At 39.7% G+C, this 26,657-nt stretch carries 24 protein-coding genes; 20 read left to right on the forward strand and 4 right to left on the reverse strand.

Annotated features, from left to right (window positions below):
* The first annotated feature begins 13 nt into the window (after positions 1-13).
* The 6 genes from BLP50_RS04110 to BLP50_RS04135 all read left to right on the forward strand — a co-directional run bounded on the left by BLP50_RS04110 (position 14) and on the right by BLP50_RS04135 (position 7,966).
* Complete coding sequence (locus BLP50_RS04110) at positions 14-3,526, forward strand: DNA polymerase III subunit alpha (RefSeq protein WP_090151450.1); 3,513 nt, start codon at positions 14-16, stop codon at positions 3,524-3,526.
* A gap of 96 nt (positions 3,527-3,622) precedes the next feature.
* A complete protein-coding gene (gene pfkA, locus BLP50_RS04115; protein WP_090151453.1) occupies positions 3,623-4,609 on the forward strand; it encodes a 6-phosphofructokinase in 987 nt (328 codons plus the stop codon).
* Entirely contained in the window at positions 4,593-5,399 is an 807-nt protein-coding gene (locus BLP50_RS04120) for a TrmH family RNA methyltransferase (RefSeq protein WP_090151457.1), read from the forward strand. The genes pfkA and BLP50_RS04120 overlap by 17 nt, the downstream gene beginning before the upstream one ends.
* A gap of 16 nt (positions 5,400-5,415) precedes the next feature.
* Positions 5,416-5,679, forward strand: coding sequence for a hypothetical protein (locus BLP50_RS04125; protein WP_090151460.1), 264 nt, complete (start codon positions 5,416-5,418; stop codon positions 5,677-5,679).
* A gap of 594 nt (positions 5,680-6,273) precedes the next feature.
* Positions 6,274-6,972: a GTP pyrophosphokinase gene (locus tag BLP50_RS04130; protein ID WP_090151653.1), complete on the forward strand. Its 699-nt coding sequence runs from the start codon at positions 6,274-6,276 to the stop codon at positions 6,970-6,972.
* Positions 6,973-7,108: 136 nt separating this feature from the next.
* Complete coding sequence (locus BLP50_RS04135; protein ID WP_090151656.1) at positions 7,109-7,966, forward strand: undecaprenyl-diphosphate phosphatase; 858 nt, start codon at positions 7,109-7,111, stop codon at positions 7,964-7,966.
* A gap of 162 nt (positions 7,967-8,128) precedes the next feature.
* Here the strand turns inward: BLP50_RS04135 and mscL are convergent, their stop codons facing one another.
* Complete coding sequence (gene mscL / locus BLP50_RS04140) at positions 8,129-8,575, reverse strand: large conductance mechanosensitive channel protein MscL (protein ID WP_090151463.1); 447 nt, start codon at positions 8,573-8,575, stop codon at positions 8,129-8,131.
* A 198-nt stretch (positions 8,576-8,773) separates the two neighbouring features.
* Between mscL and BLP50_RS04145 the strand changes: the two genes are divergently transcribed.
* The 11 genes from BLP50_RS04145 (at position 8,774) to BLP50_RS04195 (ending at position 20,156) form a co-directional block, all read left to right on the forward strand.
* Complete coding sequence (locus BLP50_RS04145) at positions 8,774-9,187, forward strand: hypothetical protein (protein WP_090151466.1); 414 nt, start codon at positions 8,774-8,776, stop codon at positions 9,185-9,187.
* Positions 9,188-9,268: 81 nt separating this feature from the next.
* Complete coding sequence (locus BLP50_RS04150; protein ID WP_090151469.1) at positions 9,269-10,039, forward strand: hypothetical protein; 771 nt, start codon at positions 9,269-9,271, stop codon at positions 10,037-10,039.
* Between the two features lie 23 nt (positions 10,040-10,062).
* Positions 10,063-11,457, forward strand: coding sequence for a zinc-ribbon domain-containing protein (locus tag BLP50_RS04155; RefSeq protein ID WP_090151473.1), 1,395 nt, complete (start codon positions 10,063-10,065; stop codon positions 11,455-11,457).
* A gap of 136 nt (positions 11,458-11,593) precedes the next feature.
* On the forward strand, positions 11,594-12,865 hold the full coding sequence (locus BLP50_RS04160) for an SseB family protein (protein ID WP_176753677.1): 1,272 nt from the start codon (positions 11,594-11,596) through the stop codon (positions 12,863-12,865).
* A gap of 17 nt (positions 12,866-12,882) precedes the next feature.
* Positions 12,883-14,391 (forward strand): ATP-dependent Clp protease ATP-binding subunit ClpX, encoded by a 1,509-nt coding sequence (gene clpX, locus BLP50_RS04165; RefSeq protein ID WP_090151477.1) that lies wholly within the window; start codon positions 12,883-12,885, stop codon positions 14,389-14,391.
* 161 nt (positions 14,392-14,552) lie between these two features.
* A complete protein-coding gene (locus BLP50_RS04170; protein ID WP_028235478.1) occupies positions 14,553-14,756 on the forward strand; it encodes a cold-shock protein in 204 nt (67 codons plus the stop codon).
* Between the two features lie 288 nt (positions 14,757-15,044).
* Positions 15,045-16,193, forward strand: a complete 1,149-nt coding sequence (locus BLP50_RS04175) for a transglutaminase domain-containing protein (protein WP_090151479.1) — start codon at positions 15,045-15,047, stop codon at positions 16,191-16,193.
* A 118-nt stretch (positions 16,194-16,311) separates the two neighbouring features.
* Positions 16,312-17,148, forward strand: coding sequence for a DegV family protein (locus BLP50_RS04180; RefSeq protein ID WP_090151481.1), 837 nt, complete (start codon positions 16,312-16,314; stop codon positions 17,146-17,148).
* Positions 17,149-17,157: 9 nt separating this feature from the next.
* Positions 17,158-18,369, forward strand: coding sequence for a bifunctional folylpolyglutamate synthase/dihydrofolate synthase (locus BLP50_RS04185; RefSeq protein WP_090151484.1), 1,212 nt, complete (start codon positions 17,158-17,160; stop codon positions 18,367-18,369).
* On the forward strand, positions 18,350-18,841 hold the full coding sequence (locus BLP50_RS04190) for a J domain-containing protein (protein ID WP_090151487.1): 492 nt from the start codon (positions 18,350-18,352) through the stop codon (positions 18,839-18,841). The genes BLP50_RS04185 and BLP50_RS04190 overlap by 20 nt, the downstream gene beginning before the upstream one ends.
* Positions 18,819-20,156, forward strand: a complete 1,338-nt coding sequence (locus BLP50_RS04195; protein WP_090151490.1) for an MATE family efflux transporter — start codon at positions 18,819-18,821, stop codon at positions 20,154-20,156. Before BLP50_RS04190 ends, BLP50_RS04195 begins: the two co-directional genes overlap by 23 nt.
* 50 nt (positions 20,157-20,206) lie before the next feature.
* Here the strand turns inward: BLP50_RS04195 and BLP50_RS04200 are convergent, their stop codons facing one another.
* Both BLP50_RS04200 and BLP50_RS04205 read right to left on the reverse strand, forming a co-directional pair.
* Complete coding sequence (locus BLP50_RS04200) at positions 20,207-20,575, reverse strand: desulfoferrodoxin family protein (protein WP_090151493.1); 369 nt, start codon at positions 20,573-20,575, stop codon at positions 20,207-20,209.
* Between the two features lie 89 nt (positions 20,576-20,664).
* Positions 20,665-22,428: a methyl-accepting chemotaxis protein gene (locus BLP50_RS04205; RefSeq protein WP_090151497.1), complete on the reverse strand. Its 1,764-nt coding sequence runs from the start codon at positions 22,426-22,428 to the stop codon at positions 20,665-20,667.
* A 295-nt stretch (positions 22,429-22,723) separates the two neighbouring features.
* Between BLP50_RS04205 and BLP50_RS04210 the strand changes: the two genes are divergently transcribed.
* The 3 genes from BLP50_RS04210 (at position 22,724) to BLP50_RS04220 (ending at position 25,877) form a co-directional block, all read left to right on the forward strand.
* The gene (locus tag BLP50_RS04210; RefSeq protein ID WP_090151500.1) at positions 22,724-23,086 is read left to right on the forward strand and encodes a hypothetical protein; all 363 of its coding nucleotides are present in this window, start codon (positions 22,724-22,726) and stop codon (positions 23,084-23,086) included.
* 212 nt (positions 23,087-23,298) lie between these two features.
* Positions 23,299-25,170, forward strand: a complete 1,872-nt coding sequence (locus BLP50_RS04215; RefSeq protein ID WP_176753678.1) for a methyl-accepting chemotaxis protein — start codon at positions 23,299-23,301, stop codon at positions 25,168-25,170.
* Positions 25,171-25,325: 155 nt separating this feature from the next.
* On the forward strand, positions 25,326-25,877 hold the full coding sequence (locus BLP50_RS04220; RefSeq protein WP_090151505.1) for a hypothetical protein: 552 nt from the start codon (positions 25,326-25,328) through the stop codon (positions 25,875-25,877).
* A 71-nt stretch (positions 25,878-25,948) separates the two neighbouring features.
* On the opposite strand, the gene BLP50_RS04225 is transcribed toward BLP50_RS04220, so the two are convergent.
* On the reverse strand, positions 25,949-26,503 hold the full coding sequence (locus tag BLP50_RS04225) for a hypothetical protein (RefSeq protein WP_090151508.1): 555 nt from the start codon (positions 26,501-26,503) through the stop codon (positions 25,949-25,951).
* Between the last annotated feature and the right edge of the window lie 154 nt (positions 26,504-26,657).

Consider the following 26,657-nt stretch of genomic DNA (forward strand, 5'->3'; position numbering starts at 1 on the left):
GAAAGGAAAGTGTATGAGTTTTGTACATCTGCACACCCATACAGAATATTCACTGTTAGATGGTTCAAATAAAATAAAATCCTATGTAAAAAAGTGTGTGGATATGGGCATGACTGCTGCGGCAATCACTGACCATGGAAACATGTATGGTGTAGTTGATTTTTATAAAGAATGTAAAAATGCAGGCATTAATCCTGTTATTGGCTGCGAGGTGTATGTGGCACCTGGCTCTAGATTTGACCGTGAGCGTGTTCAGGGTGAGGATAGATATTATCATCTTATTTTATTGGCGGAGAATAATGCAGGTTATCAGAATCTGATTAAGATAGTCTCAGCGGGATATGTGGATGGTTATTATTACAAGCCACGTGTGGATTTTGAGATTCTCGAGAAGTACCACGAGGGTATTATCTGCTTGTCTGCTTGCTTGGCAGGTGAGGTGGCAAGAGCTCTCAATCGTCAGCAGTATGATGAGGCAAAAGCAGTTGCTCTTAAATATTTAGAGCTTTTCGGTGAGGGCAACTATTATCTTGAGATGCAGGATCATGGTATACCTGAGCAGCAGACTGTTAACCAGGGGCTTATGCGACTTTCTCGTGAGACAGGCATTCCTCTTGTTGTTACCAATGACTGCCATTATACAAATAGAGAGGATGCAGACAGCCATGATGTACTGCTTTGTATTCAGACAGGCAAAAAGCTTAACGATGAGGATCGAATGAGATTTGAGACTCAGGAGTTTTATGTTAAGTCTGAGGAGGAGATGCTTGAGCTTTTCCCTTACGCCAAGGAAGCAGTTGCTCGCACTCAGGAGATTGCTGATAGATGTCACGTGGAGTTTGAGTTTGGCGTGACCAAGCTTCCTCATTTTGAGGTGCCTGAGGGATATGATTCTTGGACTTATCTTAACAAGCTCTGCTACGAGGGACTTGATAGACGCTATGGAGATAGAGCACAGGAGCTAAAGCCTCGTCTTGAGTATGAGCTTGATGTTATTAAAAATATGGGATACGTTGATTACTTCCTTATAGTATGGGATTTCATCAACTATGCCCGTACCCATGGAATTCCTGTTGGACCAGGTCGTGGTTCTGCGGCGGGAGCATTGGTTAGTTACACAACAGGTATTACTAATATTGATCCAATCAAATATTCACTTGTGTTTGAGCGTTTCCTTAATCCGGAGCGTGTCAGCATGCCTGATATAGATATTGATTTTTGCTTCGAGCGACGCAGCGAGGTTATCGACTATGTAGTTCGTAAATACGGTAAGGACTGCGTTACTCAGATTGTTACCTTCGGTACTTTGAAGGCTCGTGGCGTTATTCGCGACGTAGGTCGAGTTATGGATTTACCTTATGGATATGTGGATTCCGTAGCCAAGATGATTCCTACCGATTTAGGTGTTACCTTGGACAAGGCTCTTTCCATGAATCCTGAGTTGAAGGCTCTCTACGAGGCGGATGATCAGGTGAGAAATCTCATCGATGTTGCCCGAACACTTGAGGGTCTGCCTAGAAATACTGGTATGCATGCTGCCGGTGTTGTTATTGCCGGCAAGCCAATGGATGAGTATGTTCCACTTTCTCGCGGCGGTGATGGTACCATTGTTACTCAGTTTGTCATGACTACAATCGAAGAGCTTGGCCTTTTGAAGATGGACTTCCTCGGCCTTAGAACTCTTACTGTTATAAATGATGCTGTTAAGCTTGTGGAGAAAAACTACGGCAAGAAGCTTAACATGGATGAGATTGATTACAATGACCAGGCTGTTATGGATATGATTTCTGCAGGTAAATGCGAGGGCGTTTTCCAGCTGGAATCTACCGGCATGAAGAACTTCATGAAAGAGCTTAAGCCTCATTCTATCGAGGATGTTATCGCCGGTATTTCCCTTTACCGTCCAGGCCCTATGGATTTCATTCCAGATTACATTAAGGGTAAGAACTCAGGTGAGGAGATTACCTACGACTGTCCTCAGCTTGAGCCGATTCTTGCTCCTACCTACGGATGTATCGTTTACCAGGAGCAGGTTATGCAGATAGTTCAGCAGCTTGCTGGCTATTCTCTTGGTGGCGCTGATGAAATTCGTCGTGCCATGAGTAAGAAAAAGCAATATGTCATCGAAGAGAATCGTGAGATTTTCGTTAACGGTGGACAGATTGAAAATCACATCACAGGCAAAATTACTAAGATTCCTGGCTGCGTGGCCAATGGCATCTCGGCAGAAGTTGCCAACAAGATTTACGACCACATGGTTGATTTTGCCAAGTATGCATTTAACAAGAGTCATGCAGCAGCCTATGCGGTTGTTGCCATCCAGACAGCTTACCTCAAGAGATACTACCCACTTGAGTTTATGGCTGCCCTTATGACATCTGTTATCGATAACAATGGCAAGGTTTCTGAGTACATTGCAGTCTGCAGAACCAACGGAATCGATGTGCTGCCTCCTGATGTAAATAGCGGAAGCGGAAGATTCTCTGTTGATGATGGCAAGATTCGATATGGCCTTTACGCTATCAAATCTGTCGGTCGCAATACTATAGATGCTATTATTTACGACAGAGAGAAAAATGGTCCATTCAGAGATTTGGAGGACTTCATCAATCGCGTTAGCAACTACGACGCCAACAAGCGTACTATTGAGAACCTGATTAAATCAGGCGCTCTTGATTCTATGGAAGGAAATCGTCGTCAGAAATGTTTGATTTTCCCTTCTATTTTAGATTCAGTTAACAGCGGCAAGAAAAATAACATTCAGGGGCAGATGTCACTTTTTGATTTTGCAAATGATGAGCAAAAAGAAGATTTGAAAATTGCCCTTCCTGAGGCAGAGGAATTTGACAAGGAAATCAAGCTTGCCCTTGAAAAAGAGCTAATGGGTGTATACGTAAGTGGACATCCTCTTGATGATTATATTGGATTGCTTGAGAAAAATATTACTGCAAAGGCTTCCCAGTTTATGGTGGATGATGAGACAGGTCAGGCAGCGGTAGAAGATGATAGTGTGGTTGTAATTGGCGGCATGATTAGTGGCGTTACTATTAAATACACCAAGCAGAGCAAGGCCATGGCATTTATCAACTTGGAGGATTTGACCGGCACAGTAGAGGTGGTTATTTTCCCTAACAGCTACGAGAAGGCTCGCTCTCTAATTTCAGAGGGTAATAAGGTATTCATTCAGGGTCGAGTTCAGGTTGAGGAAGAAAAGGATGCCAAGCTGATTTGTCAGGATATCAAGTCTTTTGATGATTGTGGAAGAGAAGTTTGGATTCGTTTTGCCAATAAAGATGCTTATGAAGCTGCAGAGGGCCAGTTGACTGAGATTATCAGACAGATGGATGGAAGCGATGGACTGGCTATTTACCTTACAGAAGAGAAGGCGATAAAGCGTATGGGTCCTAACTGGACGCTGGCTGCTTCCCTAGAAAATCTTGAGGTTCTATACCAAAACTTTGGACAGGAAAATGTCCAGGTGGTGGAAAAGAAGATAAAATTCGACAGTGGAAAGCGTAGATACTAGCAAATAATTGATAAAATGCCTATTGAAAACGTTTACAAAAGAGTATAAAATTACAAGGAATTGTTTTGAAGCGGGATATTAGGAGGAATAATCAAAATGGCAGATAAAGTAAAAACTATCGGTGTTCTTACTTCAGGTGGTGATGCCCCTGGTATGAATGCGGCTATCCGTGCCGTTGTTCGTCAGGCTATTGCCAGAGGAAAGACAGTTAAGGGAATCAGAAGAGGTTATGCGGGACTTCTTTCTGGTGAAATTATAGATATGAATGCACACAGCGTTTCTGAGACTATTCAGCGTGGTGGTACTATTCTTCAGACAGCACGTTGTTTAGAGATGCTTGATCCTGAGTATCAGGAGAAGGCAGCTAAGAATGCAATCGCAGCTGGTATCGACGGTCTTGTTGTTATCGGTGGTGACGGTTCTTTCAAGGGTGCTCAGAAGATTTCTAAGTTCGGAATTAACACAATCGGTCTTCCAGGTACTATCGATCTTGATATTGCTTGTACAGAGTACACAATCGGTTTCGATACAGCTGTTAACACAGCTATGGAAGCTATCGATAAGGTTCGTGATACATCTACATCTCATGAGCGTTGCTCTATTATCGAGGTTATGGGACGTGGCGCTGGTTATATCGCTCTTTGGTGCGGTATTGCTAACGGTGCTGAGGATGTTCTTCTTCCAGAGAGATATGATTACGATGAGCAGAAGCTTGTTAATCACATCATCGAGGGACGTAAGAAAGGTAAGCAGCACCACATCATTATCAATGCTGAGGGTATCGGTCATTCTACTTCTATGGCTAAGCGTATCGAGGCAGCTACAGGTATTGAGACACGTGCTACTATTCTTGGTCACATGCAGCGTGGTGGTTCACCTACATGTAAGGACCGTGTATATGCATCTACAATGGGTGCTATGGCAGTTGACCTTCTTTGCGAGGGCAAGACTAACCGTGTAGTTGGTTACAGACACGGTGAGTTCATCGACTTTGATATCGATGAGGCACTTGCTATGAAGAAGGATGTTGATGAGTATCAGTATCAGATTTGCAAGTCTTTGAACAATGATTACAAGTACTAATAACAATCAGATTAAAAACATAATTGCACTTAACAAAAAAGCCAGAGAGCGTCGCGCTCAAAGGCTTTTTGTGGTTGAGGGGATTCGCGCGGTAGCTGAGGTGCCGGGCGACCTTTTGCATGCCATCTATTATATAGAGGGCTTTGGCGACTCTGTCGATGGCAAAGAATTTTTGGCCGAGATTAAGGCAAAAGCTTCTGATGTGCCTTGTGAAGAGGTGGCAAAATCAGTATTCAACTCAATGTGTGATACAGTTACACCACAGGGAGTGCTGGCATTAGTTAAGATGCAGGATTTCTCTTTGGAGGATATTTTAGGAGCCACTTCAGGAAGGCCAGCGCATATTATTATCCTGGAGTCATTGCAGGATCCTGGCAACATGGGCACTATTGTCCGCACAGCTGAGGGGGCAGGTGCCACTGGCATTATCATGAATAACACTACTGTAGATATCTATTCTCCAAAGGTGGTGCGCTCTACAATGGGCAGTATTTTTAGGGTGCCACATTTGATAGTTTCTGATTTGGGAGATACAATCAAGACACTTGAGGATAAATACGGTGTGGCTGTATATGCAGCACACCTCAAGGGAGACAAGTTCTATACTGAGCTTGATTTTAAGGGGCCTACTGCATTTATGATAGGTAACGAAGGCAACGGACTTACAGATGAGATGGCAGACTTGGCTACCTCATATCTTAAAATACCTATGGAGGGACAGCTTGAGTCTCTCAATGCATCAGTTGCCGCCAGTCTACTTATGTACGAAACACATCGTCAAAGATATTAATTACTAGAGAGGTTTTATGCGTATTTGGTTTAAATCATGGAAAGACAATCATATGCTTCAGGATTATGTGTGGGAGGACTACTCTGAGGAGACTCGCACACACAAAATCTTTGCAGCAGTAGATAAGGCAAGCTACGAGTTCGACACCAGCAAGCCAGTATGGCTAGACTCTACCATCCGCGAGTTCAAGCGCCACGGCAAGGCCCGATTCACTCGCGACAACTTCGTAGACGAAATCCCTTTCGACTACTTGGAAATCCACATCCTTGACGAAGACTAAATATTTCCCATCTTATAGGATTAATCCACGCCCAGCAAATAGGCACAGGTGCGGTTCTTCTATGGTGGGAGTTCTTTCGATTATTTTGCAATTCTGATGCTACAGTTCGTGGAAGACAGACACATATATTTTTAAATATAGCTTCCAAGGCAAGATTAGGAATAATTGCGTGATTTTGGAGTGAGCTTAGTGAAATAAAAAAGAGTTTTGCAATGTATTAGCACGAGCCGCCATGGACGGCGGCGAGAGTACGAAAGCAACACGACGTTGCATAAAGTACGGTGCTAATACATACAAAACTCATTTTTTTAATTTCACTTAGCGAAAGGATTATGAACGCAATTATCCTAATTCTTGATTGGAAGCTTTTTTATATATCATCCATGTCTGTCTTACACGTACAGCATCTTCGAATGGCAAAATCAGTGAATGGACACTCACTGGATGGCGCACCTGTGCCTATTTTTTGGCGCGGCTAGGGATTATCTGGGCGGATGGGAGATATTTAATAAAGTATTAATAAAAATTAAGGGGGATTTATGGTAATATATAAGTGGGAGCCTAGATGGGAGGTGGAGAATTGTGGACATGAATATGTTTCAGGACGATGGCGTGAATTCTTGGAATACCGTCATGCTTTTGTATGAATCCGCGATTAAGAAATTCCGTACCAAGGTTGAGATTTTAAATGATGAGTTTCAGCAGGTACATCAATATAATCCAATTGAATATATTAAGACTAGAGTTAAGACTCCTGAGAGTATTGTTAAGAAGCTTAAGAAGAATGGCTACGATGTTTCGATTCCTAGTATGATTGAGCATTGTAATGATATTGCAGGTGTCAGAATTGTATGTTCCTTTACATCAGATATTTATGAGATAGCAGAGATGATTGGTCGTCAGACTGATGTTACTGTTATTTCGATTAAGGATTATATCAAGAATCCTAAGCCTTCGGGTTATAAGAGCTATCATATGCTCGTTAAGATTCCGATTTATTTGTCAGATAAGACAGTAGATACAAAGGTGGAGATTCAGATACGTACAATCGGTATGGATTTCTGGGCCAGCCTTGAGCACAAGATATACTATAAGTTCGAGGGTAATGCGCCTGATTACATTAGTAGAGACTTGAGAGAGTGTTCTGAGATTGTATCTATGATGGATACTAAGATGCTTCAGCTTAACGAGGCAATTATGCAGACCAAGTTAGAAGAGGCTGAGCGTCAACGTGAGGAGAAGCGCCATACTAATGGATGGCAAGGGAAAGTTGTAGAGGGTAATACCCTATAACATTTTCTTATACAATTGAATATGATATGATAAACACTGTTGGGATTTCCCGACAGTGTTTTTCTAATTAATAAGACACAATAACCTCCTAATAGCTTGTAGCTGTAACTAGGAGGTGTTAATGGAGGATAGTGGAATGTTAGAAATTATAAAAGCTATTTTGTTTGGTATCGTAGAGGGAATTACAGAGTGGCTTCCTATTAGTAGTACTGGACATATGATTCTTTTGGATGAGATTGTAAAGCTTGATGTTTCTGAAGAGTTTTACAGCATGTTCCAGGTGGTTATTCAGCTTGGTGCCATTATGGCGGTAGTGATTATTTTCTGGAATAAGATTTGGCCATTTGGCAAGAAGACAAATGTGGCTCCACTTAGCAAATCGGGTGTGGGCGCGTGGGTTAAAAAAGATATTTTTGTACTTTGGTTTCATATCTTACTGTCATGTATTCCAGCGGCTGTTGTAGGAGTGCTTTGGGATGATTTGTTTGAAGAACTTTTCTATCACCCAATTCCAGTGGCACTTGCTCTTATTGTTTTTGGTGTGGCATTTATTATTGTTGAAAATATGAATGCAGGTAAAAATGCTAAGATTACTGCTGTTGCAGATATTTCTTATATGACAGCTTTCCTTATAGGTATGTTTCAGCTTATAGCTGCTGTTTTCCCAGGTACATCTCGTTCGGGAGCTACAATTGTTGGTGCTTTGATTATCGGCGTATCAAGAACTGTTGCAGCTGAGTATACATTCTATTTGGCAATTCCTGTTATGCTGGGAGCTAGCTTACTTAAGATAGTAAAGTTTGGCCTTGATTTTACGGGAATGGAAGCAGCCATCCTATTGGTGGGAATGGTTGTAGCATTTGTAGTTTCAATGTTTGTAATTAAGTTTTTAATGGGCTACATCAAGAAACATGATTTTAAGGTATTTGGATGGTACAGAATTGCACTTGGAATTATTGTGGTTGCTTGTGGTGCACTTGGCTTGATCCAGTAAAATACGCATAGTAAAAGCCCCGTTGTGCATACGCATAGCGGGGCTTATTTTAATGAGCTAGTAGTTCACAAGCTCTTAGTTCTCTCAAGGTAATCGTGTTAGATTAGCGAAGAGAATCTAAGGCTTGTGAATGTAACTAGCGGACTATAGGTAACTAGCGGCCTATAATTCTGATGTACAGTGTGGGCAACGAGTTGCCTTAATATCAATTTTGCTGAAGCAGTATGGGCACTCCTTTTCTGTAGGAGCAGCAGCCTCAGCATCTTCTTTATTTTTCTTTACAAGAGCAGCAGCCTTTTCTGATGCCTTGTTGATTGATTTGATAATGATAAAAATAACAAAAGCAGTAATAAGGAAATTAATAACTGCTGTAATGAAATTTCCATAAAGAAGAGTAGGTGCATTTTCGCCAGAGCCAAGTGTTACTTTTAACTCAGAGAAATCTGTTCCACCAAAGATACCAAGGATTGGTGTAAGGATATCCTCATTCAAAGAAGTAACGATAGCTGTGAATGCGCCACCTACGATAACACCGACAGCCATGTCCATAACATTACCGCGAAGAATAAACTCTTTAAATTCTCCAATAAAACCTTTCTTTCCGCTCATAGATTACCTCCCTTTCTAAGCTGAAGTGTCAATTAATTGTCAGAATTATTATAGCAGTATATTTATAGAAGAAAAAGCCCCAAAACTGTGTAAAATCTGAATAAAAATAAAAGCTACAATATTTATATTAGATATGTTAAGCTAGTACATAGAGTGCGTCAAAACGCATTAATTTTATTCAAAACGCGGAGGTTTATGATGGAAAAATCAAAATTAGGTATTGCTAAGGAACTTTTAGCAGCAGGTATCTTTGTTGGAGCCCTTGCTGGCGGTTACGTTTTCGCTGGTCTTATGGTGCTTTATGTACTGTTAAAGGAGGATGATCAGTGGCTTAAGGAGATGGCAGTTAAGGCTATCGTTACACTTATGGTATTTAGCTTTTTCATGAATGCAGTTTATCTTTTACCAGATGTTGTTAGATGGTTTGGTACATTAGCAAACGTTCTCGATGCTGGTTGGGATTCATACAAGCTTACAAGTGGTCTTGAATTAATTACAGATGTTATTGATATTGTGAGAACTATCTTTTTCTTAGTACTTTCAGTTAAGGCTCTTAAGCACCAGACTATCAATGTTCCAATCGTTGACGACTTAATCAAAAAGTATGTTTAAAATAATTACTTGATATTATTTTAATAATATGCAATAATGTTTCTAGCGTATTTTTAATCTATAAATAGGGAGGACAGGAATATGGCATTTTGTAAATATTGCGGAAGCCAAATAGAAGAAGGACAGGTATGTAATTGCGAGGCAGCACAGGCAGCTAGAGCAGCAGCAGCGGCACCACAGCCACAGGCAGCTCCACAGCCACAGGTAGCACCACAGCCTCAGGTTACAGTTTCAGCACAGCCTACACAGGCATCAGTTATTGCTAGCAACATAGGACCTCAGATGGGTAGCCTCATCAAGAAGTTCTTTACAGCACCACTTGCAGGTGTAGAGGAGGCTTATGCAGCTACAACACATGCAGCTCAGTTTATCTTTGGCGGCATTTTCATTGTGCTTTCACTTCTTTGCTTCAGCTTATGCTTTAAGGATTTTGTTTTAGCTCTTGAGATTACTTTATTAGTTCTTGGAATTAAGCTTGTCCTTGCAGTTGTTTCATTTTTGACAAAGACCGTTGAGGGTGGTTTCCTAAATACACTTTCAGCTTTCAGTTACACAACACTTACATCTAGCTTATTTACAGTTCTTATTAGTATTGTGTTTGGACTTAAGGGCTATTCATTTGCAATCGCACTTGTTGTAGTTTGGGTTGTTATTGGTGCTGTTCATACAGCATATGTATTCCATGTAATGCATACAGGTTCAGAGAACAAGGGCGCTATTGTATATCTTATTACAGTTGGTATTGTTACAGTAGTAGCTGCACTTATCGCTGGTAAGATTGCTTCAGCTGCAGTTATGTCACTTGTTGAAGATATGATTTATGGCTCTTTCGGTAGTATGTTTGGTTATTAATCCGGTTTAGAGAGGTAGTTAAAATGTTTTGTGAAAATTGTGGTACAAAGTTAGAAGACGGTACATTGTTCTGTACTAATTGTGGTGCTAAGCAGGATGTTCCTGAGGTTGCACCAGAGTTTACACCTGAGGAGCCTGCTGCTTCAGAGGTGGTTTCGGAAGTTGCTTCTGAGGTATCTGCAGAGGCTACACCAGAGGTAGCTCCACAGCCTGCAGTTGCTCCACAGCCAGTAGTTACTCCACAGCCTACAGTAGCTCCACAGCCACAGGTTGCAGCTCCAAAGAAGCCAAGCTTCTTTAAGAAGATTCCTACATGGGGATATATTGTTGGCGGTATTGTACTTGTTGCTCTTATCGTTGGCGCTTGCTTCTTATTTAAGTTTGTAAATGAGAAGAGACATACAGTTAATGTAGCAGATTATCTTACTGTTGAATTTGAAGGTTACGATACTGTTGGTAAGGCAACAGTAGAGCTTGATGAGGAGTTCTGGGAGGTAGTATACGAGAAGGCTAGCTTCAAGGATAAGTCAAGATACGAGAAGGAAGACTATTTCACATCTTACTTCACAGAGGCTGAGTACATGGAGAGCGAAATTGGTCCATGGTTCTCATATGAGATTGACAAGAGCTCAAAGCTTTCAAACGGCGATGAAGTAAAGGTTGAATACAAGGTTAAGGCTGAGAAGATTAAGAAGAAGTATGGCGTAATCATCAAGGCTGAGACTCAGAAGTTCACAGTAGATGGACTGGAGGAATGTGATACATTTGATCCATTTGAAGATATCGAAATTAAATATACTGGTGTATCAGGAAACGGTGAAGTTGAATACGAAATCGTAAATGATAGAGATGTATATGATGATGTTACATTCTCATTTGACGAGGATTATTACCTTGAGGAAGGCGATGAGATCACTCTTACATTTGGACCATACTATGACGAGGACGAGCTCCTTGAGTACTGTGCTGAGAATTATGGATGCATCCCAACAGCTACAGAGAAGAAATACACTGTAGAGGGACTTGGTTCATACGTTAAAGATGCTAATGAAATCAATGAGACTAATGCAGCTGATATGATTAGCGAAGCTACAGAGAATATCAAAGAGGATTTCGAAGATAGCGTTGGCGATAAGTATACATTAGAGAACGTTGAGTATATTGGTGCCATGGTAGCAGATGATGACGGCTATGCTGAGACTTTCTTCGCTTTCAAACTTACAGTTTCTAATGGCAGCAAGACTGTTGACGCATATGTATACAATCAGTATTACAAAGTAGTTATCAGTGCTGATAAGGCAACATGTTCTTATGAGTATGATGAAGGACCTTCATACAGCATCTATGAATCAGTAGAGGATCTTAAGGACTCACTTAGCTACTATGATAGATACTACGATACAACATATACTTTCTAGGTTTAGCTAAAAATTAAATAAATTTAATAATTATTAAATCTTTGCCATCCGGCCCATTTCGGGCTGGATGGTGTTTTTTTTTACCCCAAGATAGACTATAATGTTAAAGATTACTAAATTAAGGAGAGTTTTTGTTATGGGTTTATTTGACAAGAAAAAAAAGGAGCATTCAGCTGAAAAGTCAGAGGAGAAGCTTACATTAGAAAATACAGAGATTACTGATGAGGATAGTACAGAACGCTTTTCTGTATTAGTAGAAAATGTCACTACTATGCTAGATGGTGAGGGGCGAGTTGTTATTGGTACACTGAATGGTAAGATTACAAAGGCTGATAAGGTTTTTATTTATCAACCAGGAGTGCAGCCTGTTAGTACCAAAATCATTGCTATCGAAGCTAAGCTAGATAATAGAACAGCTATTGTGGATGAGGCAGAAGATACTACTGTTTCCCTTCAGCTTGAACTTGATTCGGATGTTGCGATTAAAAAGTTTGCAGTACTTACCAACGTAGGACCTGAGGCTGATGCAGGTGTTAAGACACTTGTAGAAAATGCGGCATTATCTGGCGTTATTACAGGTATGGCTTCATATGGCAAAGACAATAATTACCATGCAGTATTATCTTATTGGGTTAGCCATGCTCATTTTATTACACCTATCAAGCTTGACGTTGAGCCAAAGCTTAATGATAAGGGAATAGCTCAGATAGATAAGAACACTAAGGTGGCATTTTATATGCTTAAGTCTAGCGTTAAGCTTACAGGTACACCTGAGGGCAAGGACAGCATGGTGCTTCCATTATTTACAGATTGGGAGTCTCTTCGCAGATGGGAGGGACTTACTAAGGATGGTCAAAAAGTCCACACACAGATACTTAGTTTCCAGCAGCTTTATGGCATGCTTAAGCGTGGTGATGTATATGCAGGTATCGCTATCAATCCATTTAATAAGGTACCTTGTACACTTCCAATTCCATACCTTGATACAATCACAAATACCCCTGGATATAAGCACGAGTTTGGAGAAAATCAAGGCGAGATGATTCATGAGGAGAAGCAGAAGGCAGGTCAGAAGATTCTTCTTGGTCTTCCAAAGGAGACAGAGGAGATTACCGCTATCCGCCAGAAGCTTGTTGAATATGGAACAGGCCATGAGGATATCTTATCAATTGGCTTCCTTACAAAGGTTGAGGAAGCTACAAAAGTAGTACGTCATTTGATAGTACTTGAGTTCAATGATGAATATACACCAGAGCAGATGAAGCCACATATGGAGGCGATTTTCAAAGAGATTAATCCTCTTACACAGGAGATTAAGCAGATTGAATATGCTGTTAAGGGTAAAATCAAGGCAATTGATGACATTGTTGCTCAGCATAAGGACAAGATGGTTATTTATAGTAAGTAGTTAGTTAGGAGTTATTTATGTCAAATCAGGATTTTAGAGAGTTTGACCCAGACGAAAATACAGTAGATATTTCAGATGAAATTATAGAAGAAGTAACTGGCCACGAGGATGGCAAGAATGGCAATAATGATAAAAAGGATGATAAGCCTATTGAGTTTTGCTACATGTGTCATAGACCAGATACTATCACAGGTCCACTTATTAAGATGGCGCCAGGTATGAGCATTTGCAAGGATTGTATGCAACGTACCTTTGATACAATGGGAAGCTTTGGATTTGGTGGCGGCGATAATTCAAAGAACAATATGGACATGAATAAGATGCCAAATATCAGCTTCTTAAATCTCGGTTCTCTCTTTGGTGAGGGACCTAAAATTAAAAATGCACATGGATATGGAGAGGCCAAGGAAAAAGAGGATAGACCGGCTCCTGCAATTGATATCAATAATATCATTCCACCTCACAAGATTAAGGCCATGCTTGATGAATATGTTGTGGGACAGGATTATGCTAAAAAGGTTATGTCTGTAGCTGTTTACAATCACTACAAGCGTGTAGCTACTGGCACAATGGATGATATTGAAATTGAGAAATCAAATATGCTTATGCTTGGACCTACAGGTTCTGGTAAGACATATTTAGTTCGTACATTAGCAAGACTTCTTGATGTACCTCTTGCTATAACTGATGCCACATCTCTTACAGAGGCAGGCTATATCGGTGACGATATTGAATCAGTTGTCAGCAAGCTTTTAGCTGCATCAGGCAATGATGTGGAGAGATGTCAGCAGGGTATCATTTTCATCGATGAGATTGATAAGCTTGCTAAAAAGAAAAATACTAATCAGCGTGATGTAAGTGGTGAATCTGTTCAACAGGGTATGTTAAAACTCTTAGAGGGAGCAGATGTGGAAGTACCAATTGGAGCGTCTAGCAAAAATGCAATGGTACCTACCACCACAATAAATACTAGAAATATTCTCTTTATCTGTGGCGGTGCATTCCCTGCTATGGATGAGATTATAAAGGCTAGATTGAATAAGCATTCTTCAATGGGATTTATGGCAGATCTCAAGGATAAATACGATGAGGATAAGAACATTCTTCAAAAGGTTACTGTAGAGGACTTGAGAGAGTTCGGTATGATTCCAGAGTTTATCGGACGTCTTCCTATTGTCTTCGCAACAGAGATGCTGGATGAGGACATGTTGGTTCGTATTTTAAGAGAGCCAAAGAATGCGATTATAAAGCAATATCAAAAGCTGCTTGAACTAGACGAGGTAAAGCTTGAATTTGATGATGGCGCCCTTCATGCTATTGCTCGAAAGGCACTTGATAAGAAACTGGGAGCTAGAGGACTTCGTTCAATCATTGAGGAGTTCATGCTAGATATCATGTATGAGATTCCTAAGGATGATAATATTGGACAAGTAATAATTACAGAGGACTACATAGAGAAAAAGGGTGGTCCAAAGATATTAGTTAGAACGACTGGCATTTTGCCCGAAAAAGCGGCTGCTCAGTAAAGTGATTTTTACCAAGTGACCAAACTCCAATATGTAATAAGTAACGAAATTTGAAATTTGTTCAAAATATTCGGACATTTTCTTTACTTTGAAAAAGTGTTCTGTTAAACTAAATTTAGTCGAGCAAAGCTCGGCAAGTAATATATTGGAGGTACTTTAGCATGAGCAAAGGTACAGTTAAGTGGTTCAACAATTCAAAGGGCTACGGATTTATCTCAGATGAAGCTGGCAACGATGTATTCGTTCACTTCAGCGGCATCAACTCAGAGGGTTTCAAGACTCTTGAAGAGGGTGCTACAGTTGAGTATGAAGTAACTGATGGGGCAAAGGGACCACAGGCTGTTAACGTAACTGTTGTACGTTAATCAAGTTTTCATTAATCATATGTTTTGGGATACCTTTGGTTATGTTATGAAAAACAAGCTTTAGGCAATACAAAGAATGATTAAGGGGGAGAGGCAGCGTTAGAGATAACGCTGCCACTTTTTTTACTTAAGTAGGAAATTACTTTGTAATATCCTATTAAGCAAAAAACAAGCTGCGCTTGAAAGATGTGTTTCGCTGGCAGATGAATTTAATTGCTTACAGCAATTGCCAGCTCCCACTGCTGGAGTTTTGCAAAGCAAAACTCTATTTTATAGAGAGGTGAGTTATTGAAGAGATTTATACTAGTTCTGCTTAGAACTCTATCCACTTTTATGATAATTGCGGGATTACTCATAGGTGGAAAAGCACTATTAGATAAGAAAATAAATAATAACCAGACGGTTGAATATAATCTTCCAGAACCAATTACAGTGCCTAGCGTATCTTATGATAGATATGCATATCAACATATTTCTGAAGTTGCACAGAAGACTTATGATCAAATTTACAACTGCATAATTAATTACAATAAAAGTGTGGTGCTTACTACTACGGATGAAGATGTGCTTGCTACTGCATATGAAGCTATGATGGCAGACTATGGTAACCTTTTTTGGGTTAATGGTTATCAGTACAATTCATATACTACCGGGGAAAAGGTTGAAAGCCTAGAATTTTTGCCAAGATACACTATGACTGAGCAGCAAAAGAAGGCATATCAGAATAGTGTGGATGAGGCTGTATCACAGTGGCTGTCTGGAATCAGCACAGATGCAAGTGATTTTGACAAGGCGCTTTACGTATTTGAGACTTTAATTGAAAAGGTTGATTACAAAGAAGATAGCAAGGAAAACCAAAATATTCTCAGTGTATTCTTGTATAACGAGACTGTTTGTCAGGGATATGCTGATGCAGCATGGTATCTGTTAGATCAGCTTGGCATCAGAAGTACAATAATCAGCGGCACTGCTAATAATGAGAATCATGCATGGAATCTTGTATATCTGGATGGTGCATACTACTTCATGGATGTGACCTGGGGCAATAGCAAATATTTGAACCAAAATCAGGATACTGCAAAGAGAGTGAACTATGCATACATGGCTATGACTTCCGAGGAGATAAGCCAGAATCATGTAATTAACAGTAGCTTTGAGATTCCTGAGTGTATGTCAAATGCAGACAATTATTATGTTCACCAGGGACTTTACTACGATTGGTTTGGAACAGACTCTATTGGTACTAGACTTGCTGAGTCATATAGGGCAGGTGATGACGAATATTCCTTAAAGTTTAGCAGTTCTGATTTGTATAACCGAGTGATTGAGTATTTCTTTGAGGAAAAGCATATTTCAGAATATGTCCCAGAGATTAGTTCTATATATTATCTTTTGGATGAGGACGCAAATGTACTGACAATTCAGTGGAAAGAGTAAGGAAAATAGATAATATACAGATGTGGTTTTGAAAACTACGTGATGGATTAATAAAAACTATTTACGTGGTATTCTTTTGGTGGTAAGATATACCTGTTAAGAAATCCGGAGGAATACTATGTATAAAATTATTGTAGACAGTTGTGGCGAGCTCACAGAGGAAATGAAGAAAGACGGACATTTTGTAAATGTGCCTTTGACCCTCGAGATTGATGGTGAGCATATTATAGATGATGAGACTTTTGATCAGGCTTATTTTATAGATAAGGTGGCTAAGAGCCCTAATGCTCCTAAATCTGCCTGTCCATCACCTAATGCATTTATGGAGGAGATGGAATGCGACGCAGATAATATTTACGTTGTAACACTTTCAGCAGAGCTTTCAGGTTCATACAACAGTGCATGCCTTGGTAGAGACCTATTTGAGGAAGAGGATGAGTCAAAGAACATCCACATTTTCAATTCCAAATCTGCTTCTATTGGAGAGACTCTTATTGCTCTTAAAATTGCAGAGTGTGAGAATGCAGGCATGTCTTTTGAAGAGGTTATAGCTACAGTTGATAAATATATTGCAGAGCAGCATACTTTCTTCGTGCTTGAGACCCTTGAGACTTTCAGAAAGTCTGGACGTTTATCTGGACTTAAGGCAGTGCTTGCTGATACATTAAATATCAAGCCAGTTATGGGTTCTACAGATAATGGTTATATTCAGCAGCTTTCAAAGGGCCGCGGCATGAACAATGCAATTGATAAGATGACAAAGTGTGTAATGGATGTTACTACCAATTGCGAAGAGAAGATTCTTGCAATTTCTCATTGCAACTGCCCAGAGCGTGCTCTATCATTAAAGAAAAAAATGGAGTCGATGGCCAAATTCAAAGACATCTTAGTTGTAAATATGAGAGGTGTCAGCACTATGTATGCTAGCGATGGTGGAGTTATTTTGGTCGTCTAGTTACGAGTGATGACATACGAACAGGTAGTTAATACAATTGATAATAAACGCCGATTTGGTAAGGCATGTGGAAGGGATGTTACCAGAGAGTTTATGACTGCTTTGGGCCATCCTGATAGGGGGATGCATTTCATCCACATTGCTGGGACCAATGGCAAGGGATCAGTAGCAGCTTTCGTGAGTAGTATCTTGCAGGCTGCTTCTTTTGCGTCTGAAAAATCATTTAAGGTGGGACTTTTTACATCCCCTCATTTAATAGATTATACAGAGCGCATTCAGATTGATGGGGTCCAGATTCCAAGAGAAGAGGTAAGGCGAATCGGTGAATCACTTCTTGGAATGGAGCTTAAGCTTGAGCCTACAATGTTCGATTATTGGCTAGCTATGGCCATAATTTATTTTAAAGAACAGCAGGTTGATTATGTTGTGCTTGAGACAGGACTTGGGGGCACCAAGGACTCTACCAATGGACTTAGTCAGCTTCCAGATGTGAGTGTCATCACATCTATTGGTCTGGAGCATACTCAGTATCTTGGAAATACACTTGCTGAGATAGCAGGAGAAAAGGCTGGAATCATTAAGCCTGGCGTGCCTGTAGTTATTGGCCAGATGGATGATGAGGCGGCCGAAGTCATAGAGGCTCGTGCCCGAGAATTGGGTTGTATACTTCATCTGGCTGGTACTGTGGATAAAGATGTAAAATTAGGACTATTTGGTGGATACCAGAGAAAGAATGCAGCAGTTGCAATAGAAACAATAAGGCGTCTATCACTTCCTGTGGATAATCAGACGATTGCCACTGGTCTTGCAAATGCCAGATGGCCAGGCAGGATGGATATCATTAGTGAGGATCCATTTATTTTGATTGATGGCGCCCACAATCCTTCTGGTGTAAGGGCTCTGGTAGACAGTCTAGTGGGAGAATTTCCAAATATTAAATTTTCATTTATAATGGCAGTAATGGCAGATAAAGATTACGTTGAGATGGCGCAAATAATTTCGCCTATAGCAGAGCGTATTTTTACTGTAACAATCGATTACTCTAGAGCATTGCAAGCAGAGACGTTGGCAGATGACTTGAAAGGGATAGGTATGGAGGCTACTGCCTGCAAGGATTATAAGGATGCTATTAATAGGGCATCTGCACAGGATAATCCTATAATTGTTATGGGGTCATTGTATTTTATTGGAGAGGTTTTAAATGATAAGGACCAGGTATGAGGCGTGTTTAGCTCTAGGACTTAGCGATGGAGCGACGATTACTCAGATAAAAGCAGCATATAAGGATTTGGTCAAAAGGTGTCATCCCGATGCCACAGGCAATCACGATGCTACTATTTATAATAGAATAACTGAGGCATATCAATTTTTGATGACAGAGCACAAGGGCAAGGCTTTGACCCACACAAAAGTAGTTGGAGGGGCAAAGTCATCTACAAAGTATGGGCGTACCGCCAGCAATGCTGATTACGTAGCTTTTCAAAAGAAGGTCCAGAAGGCCAAAAACAAAAAAGCTGAAGAATTTGAACAAAAACAAAAAGATTTTTCTGCAAAGATAAAAAAGCAGGAAGCTGATTATAAAAGAGCCATGGAAGCTATAGATGCAATACGTGTTGCCAGGGCTATCGAATCCATGGTTTGGGCAAATGGATTAGGAAAAGAGAATCTTAATGATAAAGACAAGGACTGGTGAAAATATATTTTGGGCAGTGGTAACTGTGGCACTTCCTACTATGCTAGAACAGATTTTATCTGTTCTTATGCAGTATGTAGATACTGCCATGGTTGGAAGACTTGGCGCTGATGCCACAGCTGCTGTATCTACATCTACCACCATTACATGGTTAATTGGAAGTATGCCTTACGCTTTTGGTGTGGCAGCTATGACACTTATTGCTCAGGCAATAGGGGCAGGTGAAGAGCATCAGATAAAGGATGTGGCAAAACAAAGCCTTTTATTTGCTATTGGCGTCGGTGTAGTGCTTGAGGTTATATGTCTTGCACTGAGCCCATTTGTTGCTACATGGATGGGAGCAGAAGAGGCTATTCGTCCTGTGGCTACTAGATATTTCTTCTGGATATCGGTGCCAATTATTTTTAAATCAATCCAGTATATTTTGGCGTCGGCTATCAGAGCTACAAAAGATACCAAGACCCCTATGTTTATCAGCATCATAATAAATGGAATCAACTTGGTGCTTGATTATATATTTATTTATATATTTGGATGGGGAGTAGATGGTGCAGCATACGCTACATGTATTTCTGCAATTCTAGGTGGAGTATTTACTCTAATTGTATTCTTTAGGAATCCGTATTTACGTTTTAGAGGTCATTTGTTAAATACAGATAGAGAGGTCACTAGGAAAATGTGGAATCTATCTCTGCCTGTACTTCTTATAAATATAGCGTCCACATCTGGATATGTGGTTTTTGCAGGTCTTGTATCTCACATGGGAACTATTATATTTGCAGCCCATAGTATAGCTGTTGGGGCAGAGGAGCTGTTTTATATTGGCGGATATGGATTTAAGTCAGCTGCCACCACTATGGTAGGAATATCATTTGGCGAGCAGAATCACGAAAAATACCGCAAGGTTTGTACCAGCAGTGTGATAAGCACGTTGGCTGTTATGACACTTAGTGGAGTGCTTTTGTTTATATTTGCTGAGCCTCTCATGTCCTTTTTTACAAAGGACGCAGATGTAATTGCCCTTGGTACAAAGGTCCTCAAGATGGTAGCTTTCAACGAGCCTTTCTTTGGCTTATATATAATTTCCGAGGGTATCTATTATGGATTGGGACGCACCAAATATCCATTTATAATTGAGACAGTTGGAATGTGGCTAGTACGCATTTTATCTACTTATATCGGCATCCATTTCTTTGGAATGGGCCTGATAGGTGTTTGGTGTTGTATGATAGCCGATAATGTGCTGAAGGCTATTTTCCTTACAGCTCCGGTTGGATTGCTGTGGAATAAATCTGTAAATAATGGAAAAGTATAACAAAAAAGAAGTGGTCACTTCAAAAGTGCCACTTCTTTTTGTTTATCATATTATGCTTTCCAAAGTCCGTGTAAATTGCAATATGCATATACGCCTACAACTGAATCACCCTCAGCAAGGAAAAATTCTGTGCATGGCTTCTCGCCTGGCTGTAATACATTGCGCTGGCAACCTTTCTTGGTCTCAATAGCGATCCACTCGATGAAATGCTCTGGAGCCATTGGGTGCTCAACTGAGCCTACAGTGACAGTAACCTTGTTGCCATCAACTGTATAAACTGGCACATGCTTTTCTACAGCGCCATCAGATGTACCAGGCACAAGCTCTGTCATCTTTTGGCCACAGCAGGTCATAGGTGCACCGGATTCTTTGACCATCTCTACAAAATTTCCACATACCTTGCATACAAAAAATTTCATACTCAACCTCCTAATAAATTATTAGACCCCATAGTTCTTTATTCCTAAACGATAAGCTACATATGCCAGTATATTTATATAAATGTAGATTATTCGTTATTAGGCAGTTCAACTTGGAAGAAGCGGATATTTTCTGTGAGCTGTTCAGCAATATTTTGAAGCTCCTCAGCCTGTGTTACAACAGCTTCCATGTTGCTATCAAGCTGGGTTAAGCTAGCGCTTGTCTCTTGGGTTGATGCTGCATTTTCTTGAGAAATGCTTGAAAGAGAATCAACAGAGCTTAATATGCTGTTCTTATCTAAGTTAACTGATTTAACGAGCTCAACAATCTGCTTATTTCCAACTTCAGTTTCCTGAAGAAGTTTAATCATTTCGTCAAATGTCTCACTCATATCTGAAAGAGCTACAGCCTCATTAGAAGTTGCCTCCTTGATGTCCTCTGCCAGTTTTTTGTTTGTGTCAGAATAATGAGTGATAGTTGCAAGCATGCCTGTGATTTCCCCGGCAAGGTTGTTGGTTTCCTCTGCCAGGTTTTTAATATTGTCAGCAACAACGGCAAATCCCTTGCCTGCTTCACCTGCTCTGGCAGCCTCAATAGAAGCATTGAGCGCAAGCAAGTTTGTCTGGCTTGAAATATTGATGATACCCTCGGCTGCTTCTGTGATTTGAGCAACAACAGTTGCTGTTTCACCAACGGAGCTTGCAACTTGCGATGCAATAGCATCAGTCTTTTGATCTTGAATCTTAATCTGCTCTAATTTTTCTTTGATTCTAGTAGATTCGTCAAATACCTGCTGGCCCTTATCCAAGTTGCCATTTGCAGAATATAAAACATTTTCTACAGAATCACCGATGCTAGCTGTGATAGTAGATGTCTGAGAAACATCCTGAGCCATAGCTGTTGCACCTTCGGCAATGTCATAAACTGCTGAGCTGATATCGTTTGTTGTGTGCTGAGAAGCGGCGATATTGTCCTTTGTTTCCTCAGCTTTATTATTAACGCTTGTAGCATAATCAATGACTCTTACTAAAGCATTTCTCAAATCATGTCTCATAGATTCAAGAGAAAAACCTATTTCGGCAAAGTCAGTGATAATTGTCCTTGGTTTAATTTTTGTAACAAAATCACCTTCAGAAATACGACGAACTGCATTTCTAATACCCTTCATATTTCTTGAAATATTCATAAGAATGATAATAGTAAATATGAAGAGAATCACAGCTATAGCTGCAAATACTATAGAAGAAATTAAAATTGTATTTTGAATCTTAGCATCAGTTGCACGATTTTCATTTTGCGCCCATGTGGTTACGATAGAATCCATGATAATGAGCTGATTTCGGCTGGCTGTATAGCTTTGCGTCCATGGCTCAGCAGTAGCGGCAGAGGTAGTTTTAGCGTAATCCTCTTTCCATTTAGCATAGGATGTAGTGAAGTTATCGTAAGCTGTGGCGAAGTTGATGCCATCTTCAGTTGTAAGCTTTGACCAAAGTTTATCGTTGGTTTTGGCCATTGTGATTGCCTGATCAAGTTCCGAATCAATGTTATCAACCATTGTCTGCCAATCGGCATCCATTGCCTCTAAAACTGATTGAACTACGAATTCTTTATAGGCAAGTTTCTGTGTTCCAAGAAGCTGAGCCTGTGTAAAATCACGCTCTGCTTTTATTAGATTAGAACTGATGCCATAAAGCATGTTGTAGTAGGTCTCTTCTGTAGTTTTCTTGATTCTGTAGGTGTTGAATGCGTTAAATACATTGCAGATGATTAGTGCTGCAATAAGTGGAATTGCGATTATTAGAATTAAAATATTCAGACTAACCTTTGCTTTTTTCTCGTTTCTGTCTTTCATTTGTGCCCCTCTCCTTACCCCTATTGTTATAAAAAATCAAAAGCATTCAGTTGATGTGTATATATTTTACAATAAAAATCTGACAAAATGAATAGATTGATAAAAAAATGATTCTATTACTGTGTATTAATAGATAGTTCAAATTATTGAAGTTTATATTGGAACATTTTTGGCAAGAAGTGCGTTATAATGGCAAATTCTATTGAAAATTAGTGTTGACATATAACGAAAATCGTGATAAAGTGCTATTGTTTTGTGGATATTATTGGTTTTGCACAGTTTCGAGAGGTGAAATATGGAACTTACAACACTTAATAAAGAATACAAATTATTACGTGCCGACAGCGGCGATAAGTTTGTTAAGATGAGCATGATCGACCCAAAGGTTAACTTGGTTGAGGAGTATTGGATTACATCAGACCATACTCTTGGTAATAGTCGAGCATATTTTGATTCATATGAGATGAGTATTGAGTACGCTCTTGATAGAGTTGATTACAGAATGACACTTAATGCAGATGGACAGAAGCCATTCATTATTCTTGTCAATGGTAAGGCTATCAATACTTACGGTCAGCTTGAGAACTTCTTAAATGGAGAGTTCACAATCAAGGCGACTAATATTATCGAGAGCAACGTAAAGAAGCTATATTCATAATTTTTATTTCACTTATTGCTTCAGTAGATTATTCTACTGGAGCCTTTTTTATTTTGCAAAGTAAAACTCTATTTTTGGTAGTTATATAGTGAAAAAACTGTGTCCGATTGGACAAGTTGTATAATTTTTGTCATTTTTAGCAAAGGGTCTATAATATTTGCTATAATTACCGATAAATAACGTGTTGGACAACGTTTATGGAGGGAATAATAATGGGAGAAAAATTTCATTATGCGGAAAGAAGTGAGCAGGTAAAGCGAATCAATCGTCTAATGATTCTTACATTTGCGGTATATTTTACCTTGCTTACAACAGTTGTAGTTATAGCTTATTTAAGAGAATTTAGATCTCTAGGCTATTTGCTCACAATATGCGGATTAGAGGTGGCTACTCTTTTAACACTCTCTATTATTTATGTGAAGAAACAGGATTCAGTGGCTATTAGGTGGGTATCACTTGCATTTTTGGCTGCGATTGGTCTCCTCAGTACTTATGGTTTTATAAGCTATTATGTACGATTTGCCATGGTGGTGCCAATGGTTCCATTTATCCTATATTATGATAAGAAATTTATTAGAATTTCTGCACTTGTATTGGCATTGGTAGAGCTTGGAACTTATGCTATGCATTTTATGGAGCCAGCAATGTATACTTCAGATGAGGCAATAGATAATGCTGCAGCAATAGGTTGTTCTTTTGCAGCTGTTGTCCTTTGTGTTTGCATAGAGAATATGTTTGAGACCTTTGAAAGAGATGTGGTAGGTCTCATGCAATACCAGGCAAAGAAACAATCAGATATGATGTCTGAAGTGATAGATGTGGCATCAAGGGTTAATGAAGGTGTTAGCCAGGCAATGGATAATATGAACAAGCTTGATGTTACAACTGCTACTGTTAGCGGTGCTATGGATGATATTTCAAACAGTACCCTTTCAAATGCTGAGCACATTCAGGAGCAGACAATTATGACTCAGAATATTCAGGATCTTATCGAAGAGACTGTTGCCCGTTCTGAGGAAATGGTTGCTGTGGCAAGCGAGGCTAGCAACATCAACAACGAGAACTATGAGATGATGAAAGAGCTGAAGGAGAAATCTGAGACTATCGGTCAGATTAATAGCAATCTTGGTGATGCTATGACAGTGCTTGTTAAAAAGGGCGATGAGATGAAGTCTATCACTGAGGTGATTTTGGATATCAGCACCAGAACTAATTTGCTTGCCCTTAATGCTTCTATTGAGGCTGCTCGTGCAGGCGAATATGGTAAGGGATTTGCTGTTGTTGCCAACGAAATTCGAGATCTTGCTGAGAAGACAAAAAATGCTACTGAAGATATTACTCGTATGATTGATGAGTTTGGCAATAACGCTCAGCAGGCTGAGTCAGCTGTACTTCAGGCATGCGCTGCATCTGAATTACAGGGTGAGTTGATTGAACGTTCGGCTGCAAGCTTCATTCATTTGAATGAGGATGTAAACAATCTTACAGCTAATATAGAGGGCGTTGAAAAGATGATCGAGAATCTTGCTGTTTCTAACAACAAGATTGTTGAAAACATTTCACAGCTTTCTGCCATAACAGAAGAGGTTACTGCAGCAGCTACACAGGCAGCAGAGCTTTCTAATGACAATAAGAATCTTTCTAACGAAGCAAGAGAATTGCTTGTTAGTGTACAAAATACAGCAGCGGCTCTTGATAAATATAACAAGGATAAAAAAGCAAGTAGTAAGGAACAGGCTGTCAGTCAGGAAAAGGTGAAAAAAGAGCCTAGAGCAGTGCAGGCTGCTAGAGAAATTAGAGAGTCAAAAGAGTCTCAGGCTGATAGCACAAGAGAGCACAAAGAACCAAGAGCAGTTAAAGCCGCAAGAGAAATACAAGAAGCTAGGGAAGCTCGAGAAGCTGCAACAAAAACTAACGCTGTAAAGGCTGTTGAGGCGCCTACAAGACCTGCAAGGGTTGGTGCTAATGGCGACACTGTGTCAGTAGACAATACAGTAAAGACAAGCGTACGTAGTGCTTCAACAGAAGTATCTGCAGATGCTTCTGTAGAGGCAAATAAAGATAAAGGCTTAAATTTAGCTTAGTAATTGAATTATATAATTGATAAATTGGCCCCCATAAGTGGATATGTAATCTGCTTACGGGGACTATTTTTATTGGATTTTAAAATGTAACAATTTTGAAATAATTTCCAAAATATGTTAGAGTGTTTGGATACAAAGAAAGGAGGCAATGAGTTATGAAAAATAGATTTATTACTATGTGTTTAATAGGTTCTGTATCCATGGCTTTCATAGCATGCGGAAATCAGAAGGGCGATACTGTTGAAGAAACAGCTCCTGTAGCTGTAGAGGAGACAGTTGATGAAGGTGCGCTAATAGAAAACCTAAATGAAGAGGTTGAGTCTGAGGATAATCAGCCTGAAGAAGTTGACTATGAAGTGTTCACTAGCAAGGGTTCAGAAGCCGTAGAAGAATATGCCAAAGAAATAAAGGATGCAGCTCTTGACGAGGACTGGGACACTATCGGAGATATGATTGCTTATCCCATTGGTTCAAAAGAAGATGGGACTCTCTGTGAGAACAAGGAGGATTTTATTGAGTATGCTACAAATGTAGGATTTGACCAGAGCTACTATGATTCTCTAGAGGAGTGGTCTTTGGAAGATTTATGGGCTAATTACCAAGGTGCTATGCTGGATAATGGAAATATCTGGTTCGCAGATGTATATGTGGATGATACCAATTGCGAGTTGAAAATTATTAGTTTTTGGGGATTGCACAATAGTTAAAGCGATAACAGAAATAAAAATCCAAGGTCTATTTGACCTTGGATTTTTGTGTATATGCTTTTGTTGTAATTCTAAGAGTTCATCTGCTTGATTCTAGTCTTTTGAAATAGAATGAGAGAACCTGCAATAAGGACTCCTACAAATGGTAAGAATCTATTGAAATTACCTAGTAGAACACCAGGAAAGGCAATTAGGAATATCGCATATACGATAATCTCTAATACGAGAATTCCATAAACCATTTTTATGCTGCCTGGCTCATCGCATCGATCAGCAAAAAGAATGCATGTGCAGGTTGCAGCTATAAGGATGAATCTTGCCAGATATCCTGCTACAGCTGGTACATTTTCAGTGTGTAAAAGAGAAGCTCTCAAAGCCTCTAGCACAGCGTAGGAATAGATAGTCCATTTGAAATGCTTGGTGGTACTTTTCTTCAGATGGCAGACAAAATAGAAAATAAATAGTGCGCAGGTTACAGCTTGACCAATATAAATAATCAACCTGTTTACATCTCTTGATTTAACAATGGCTACGATTGTTAAAACTAGTGCAACTACTAAAAGCAGTACCTGAAAAAATAGACCAACCCCAATCTTCTTATTAACCCCAGTACTTTCGTTATTCATAAAAACCCTCCCTATAATTAAATATTTAATTGTTTATAGTATAACTGATTTTTATGTGGAATTGTTGAAAATTAAACTCTAAGATTATCCTAAGCAACCTATTTTTGTCTTAAGAATTGTTTTTCTTTGCAACTAAATGTAACAAGAATTGTAC

Source organism: Pseudobutyrivibrio sp. AR14 (genome assembly GCF_900101325.1).
In the GTDB taxonomy this organism is placed as follows: Bacteria; Bacillota; Clostridia; order Lachnospirales; family Lachnospiraceae; genus Pseudobutyrivibrio.

Excerpts from the sequence above, each read along its gene's own strand:
- BLP50_RS04200 (WP_090151493.1), bottom strand. The coding sequence starts at position 20,575 with ATGAAATTTTTTGTATGCAAGGTATGTGGAAATTTTGTAGAGATGGTC.
- BLP50_RS04190 (WP_090151487.1), top strand. The coding sequence starts at position 18,350 with ATGATAAGGACCAGGTATGAGGCGTGTTTAGCTCTAGGACTTAGCGAT.
- BLP50_RS04220 (WP_090151505.1), top strand. The coding sequence starts at position 25,326 with ATGAAAAATAGATTTATTACTATGTGTTTAATAGGTTCTGTATCCATG.
- BLP50_RS04125 (WP_090151460.1), top strand. The coding sequence starts at position 5,416 with ATGCGTATTTGGTTTAAATCATGGAAAGACAATCATATGCTTCAGGAT.
- mscL (WP_090151463.1), bottom strand. The coding sequence starts at position 8,575 with ATGAGCGGAAAGAAAGGTTTTATTGGAGAATTTAAAGAGTTTATTCTT.
- BLP50_RS04215 (WP_176753678.1), top strand. The coding sequence starts at position 23,299 with ATGGGAGAAAAATTTCATTATGCGGAAAGAAGTGAGCAGGTAAAGCGA.
- BLP50_RS04195 (WP_090151490.1), top strand. The coding sequence starts at position 18,819 with ATGATAAAGACAAGGACTGGTGAAAATATATTTTGGGCAGTGGTAACT.
- pfkA (WP_090151453.1), top strand. The coding sequence starts at position 3,623 with ATGGCAGATAAAGTAAAAACTATCGGTGTTCTTACTTCAGGTGGTGAT.
- BLP50_RS04110 (WP_090151450.1), top strand. The coding sequence starts at position 14 with ATGAGTTTTGTACATCTGCACACCCATACAGAATATTCACTGTTAGAT.
- BLP50_RS04135 (WP_090151656.1), top strand. The coding sequence starts at position 7,109 with ATGTTAGAAATTATAAAAGCTATTTTGTTTGGTATCGTAGAGGGAATT.
- BLP50_RS04170 (WP_028235478.1), top strand. The coding sequence starts at position 14,553 with ATGAGCAAAGGTACAGTTAAGTGGTTCAACAATTCAAAGGGCTACGGA.
- BLP50_RS04225 (WP_090151508.1), bottom strand. The coding sequence starts at position 26,503 with ATGAATAACGAAAGTACTGGGGTTAATAAGAAGATTGGGGTTGGTCTA.
- BLP50_RS04120 (WP_090151457.1), top strand. The coding sequence starts at position 4,593 with ATGATTACAAGTACTAATAACAATCAGATTAAAAACATAATTGCACTT.
- BLP50_RS04150 (WP_090151469.1), top strand. The coding sequence starts at position 9,269 with ATGGCATTTTGTAAATATTGCGGAAGCCAAATAGAAGAAGGACAGGTA.
- BLP50_RS04180 (WP_090151481.1), top strand. The coding sequence starts at position 16,312 with ATGTATAAAATTATTGTAGACAGTTGTGGCGAGCTCACAGAGGAAATG.
- BLP50_RS04130 (WP_090151653.1), top strand. The coding sequence starts at position 6,274 with ATGTTTCAGGACGATGGCGTGAATTCTTGGAATACCGTCATGCTTTTG.
- BLP50_RS04205 (WP_090151497.1), bottom strand. The coding sequence starts at position 22,428 with ATGAAAGACAGAAACGAGAAAAAAGCAAAGGTTAGTCTGAATATTTTA.
- BLP50_RS04160 (WP_176753677.1), top strand. The coding sequence starts at position 11,594 with ATGGGTTTATTTGACAAGAAAAAAAAGGAGCATTCAGCTGAAAAGTCA.
- clpX (WP_090151477.1), top strand. The coding sequence starts at position 12,883 with ATGTCAAATCAGGATTTTAGAGAGTTTGACCCAGACGAAAATACAGTA.
- BLP50_RS04155 (WP_090151473.1), top strand. The coding sequence starts at position 10,063 with ATGTTTTGTGAAAATTGTGGTACAAAGTTAGAAGACGGTACATTGTTC.
- BLP50_RS04185 (WP_090151484.1), top strand. The coding sequence starts at position 17,158 with ATGACATACGAACAGGTAGTTAATACAATTGATAATAAACGCCGATTT.
- BLP50_RS04210 (WP_090151500.1), top strand. The coding sequence starts at position 22,724 with ATGGAACTTACAACACTTAATAAAGAATACAAATTATTACGTGCCGAC.
- BLP50_RS04145 (WP_090151466.1), top strand. The coding sequence starts at position 8,774 with ATGGAAAAATCAAAATTAGGTATTGCTAAGGAACTTTTAGCAGCAGGT.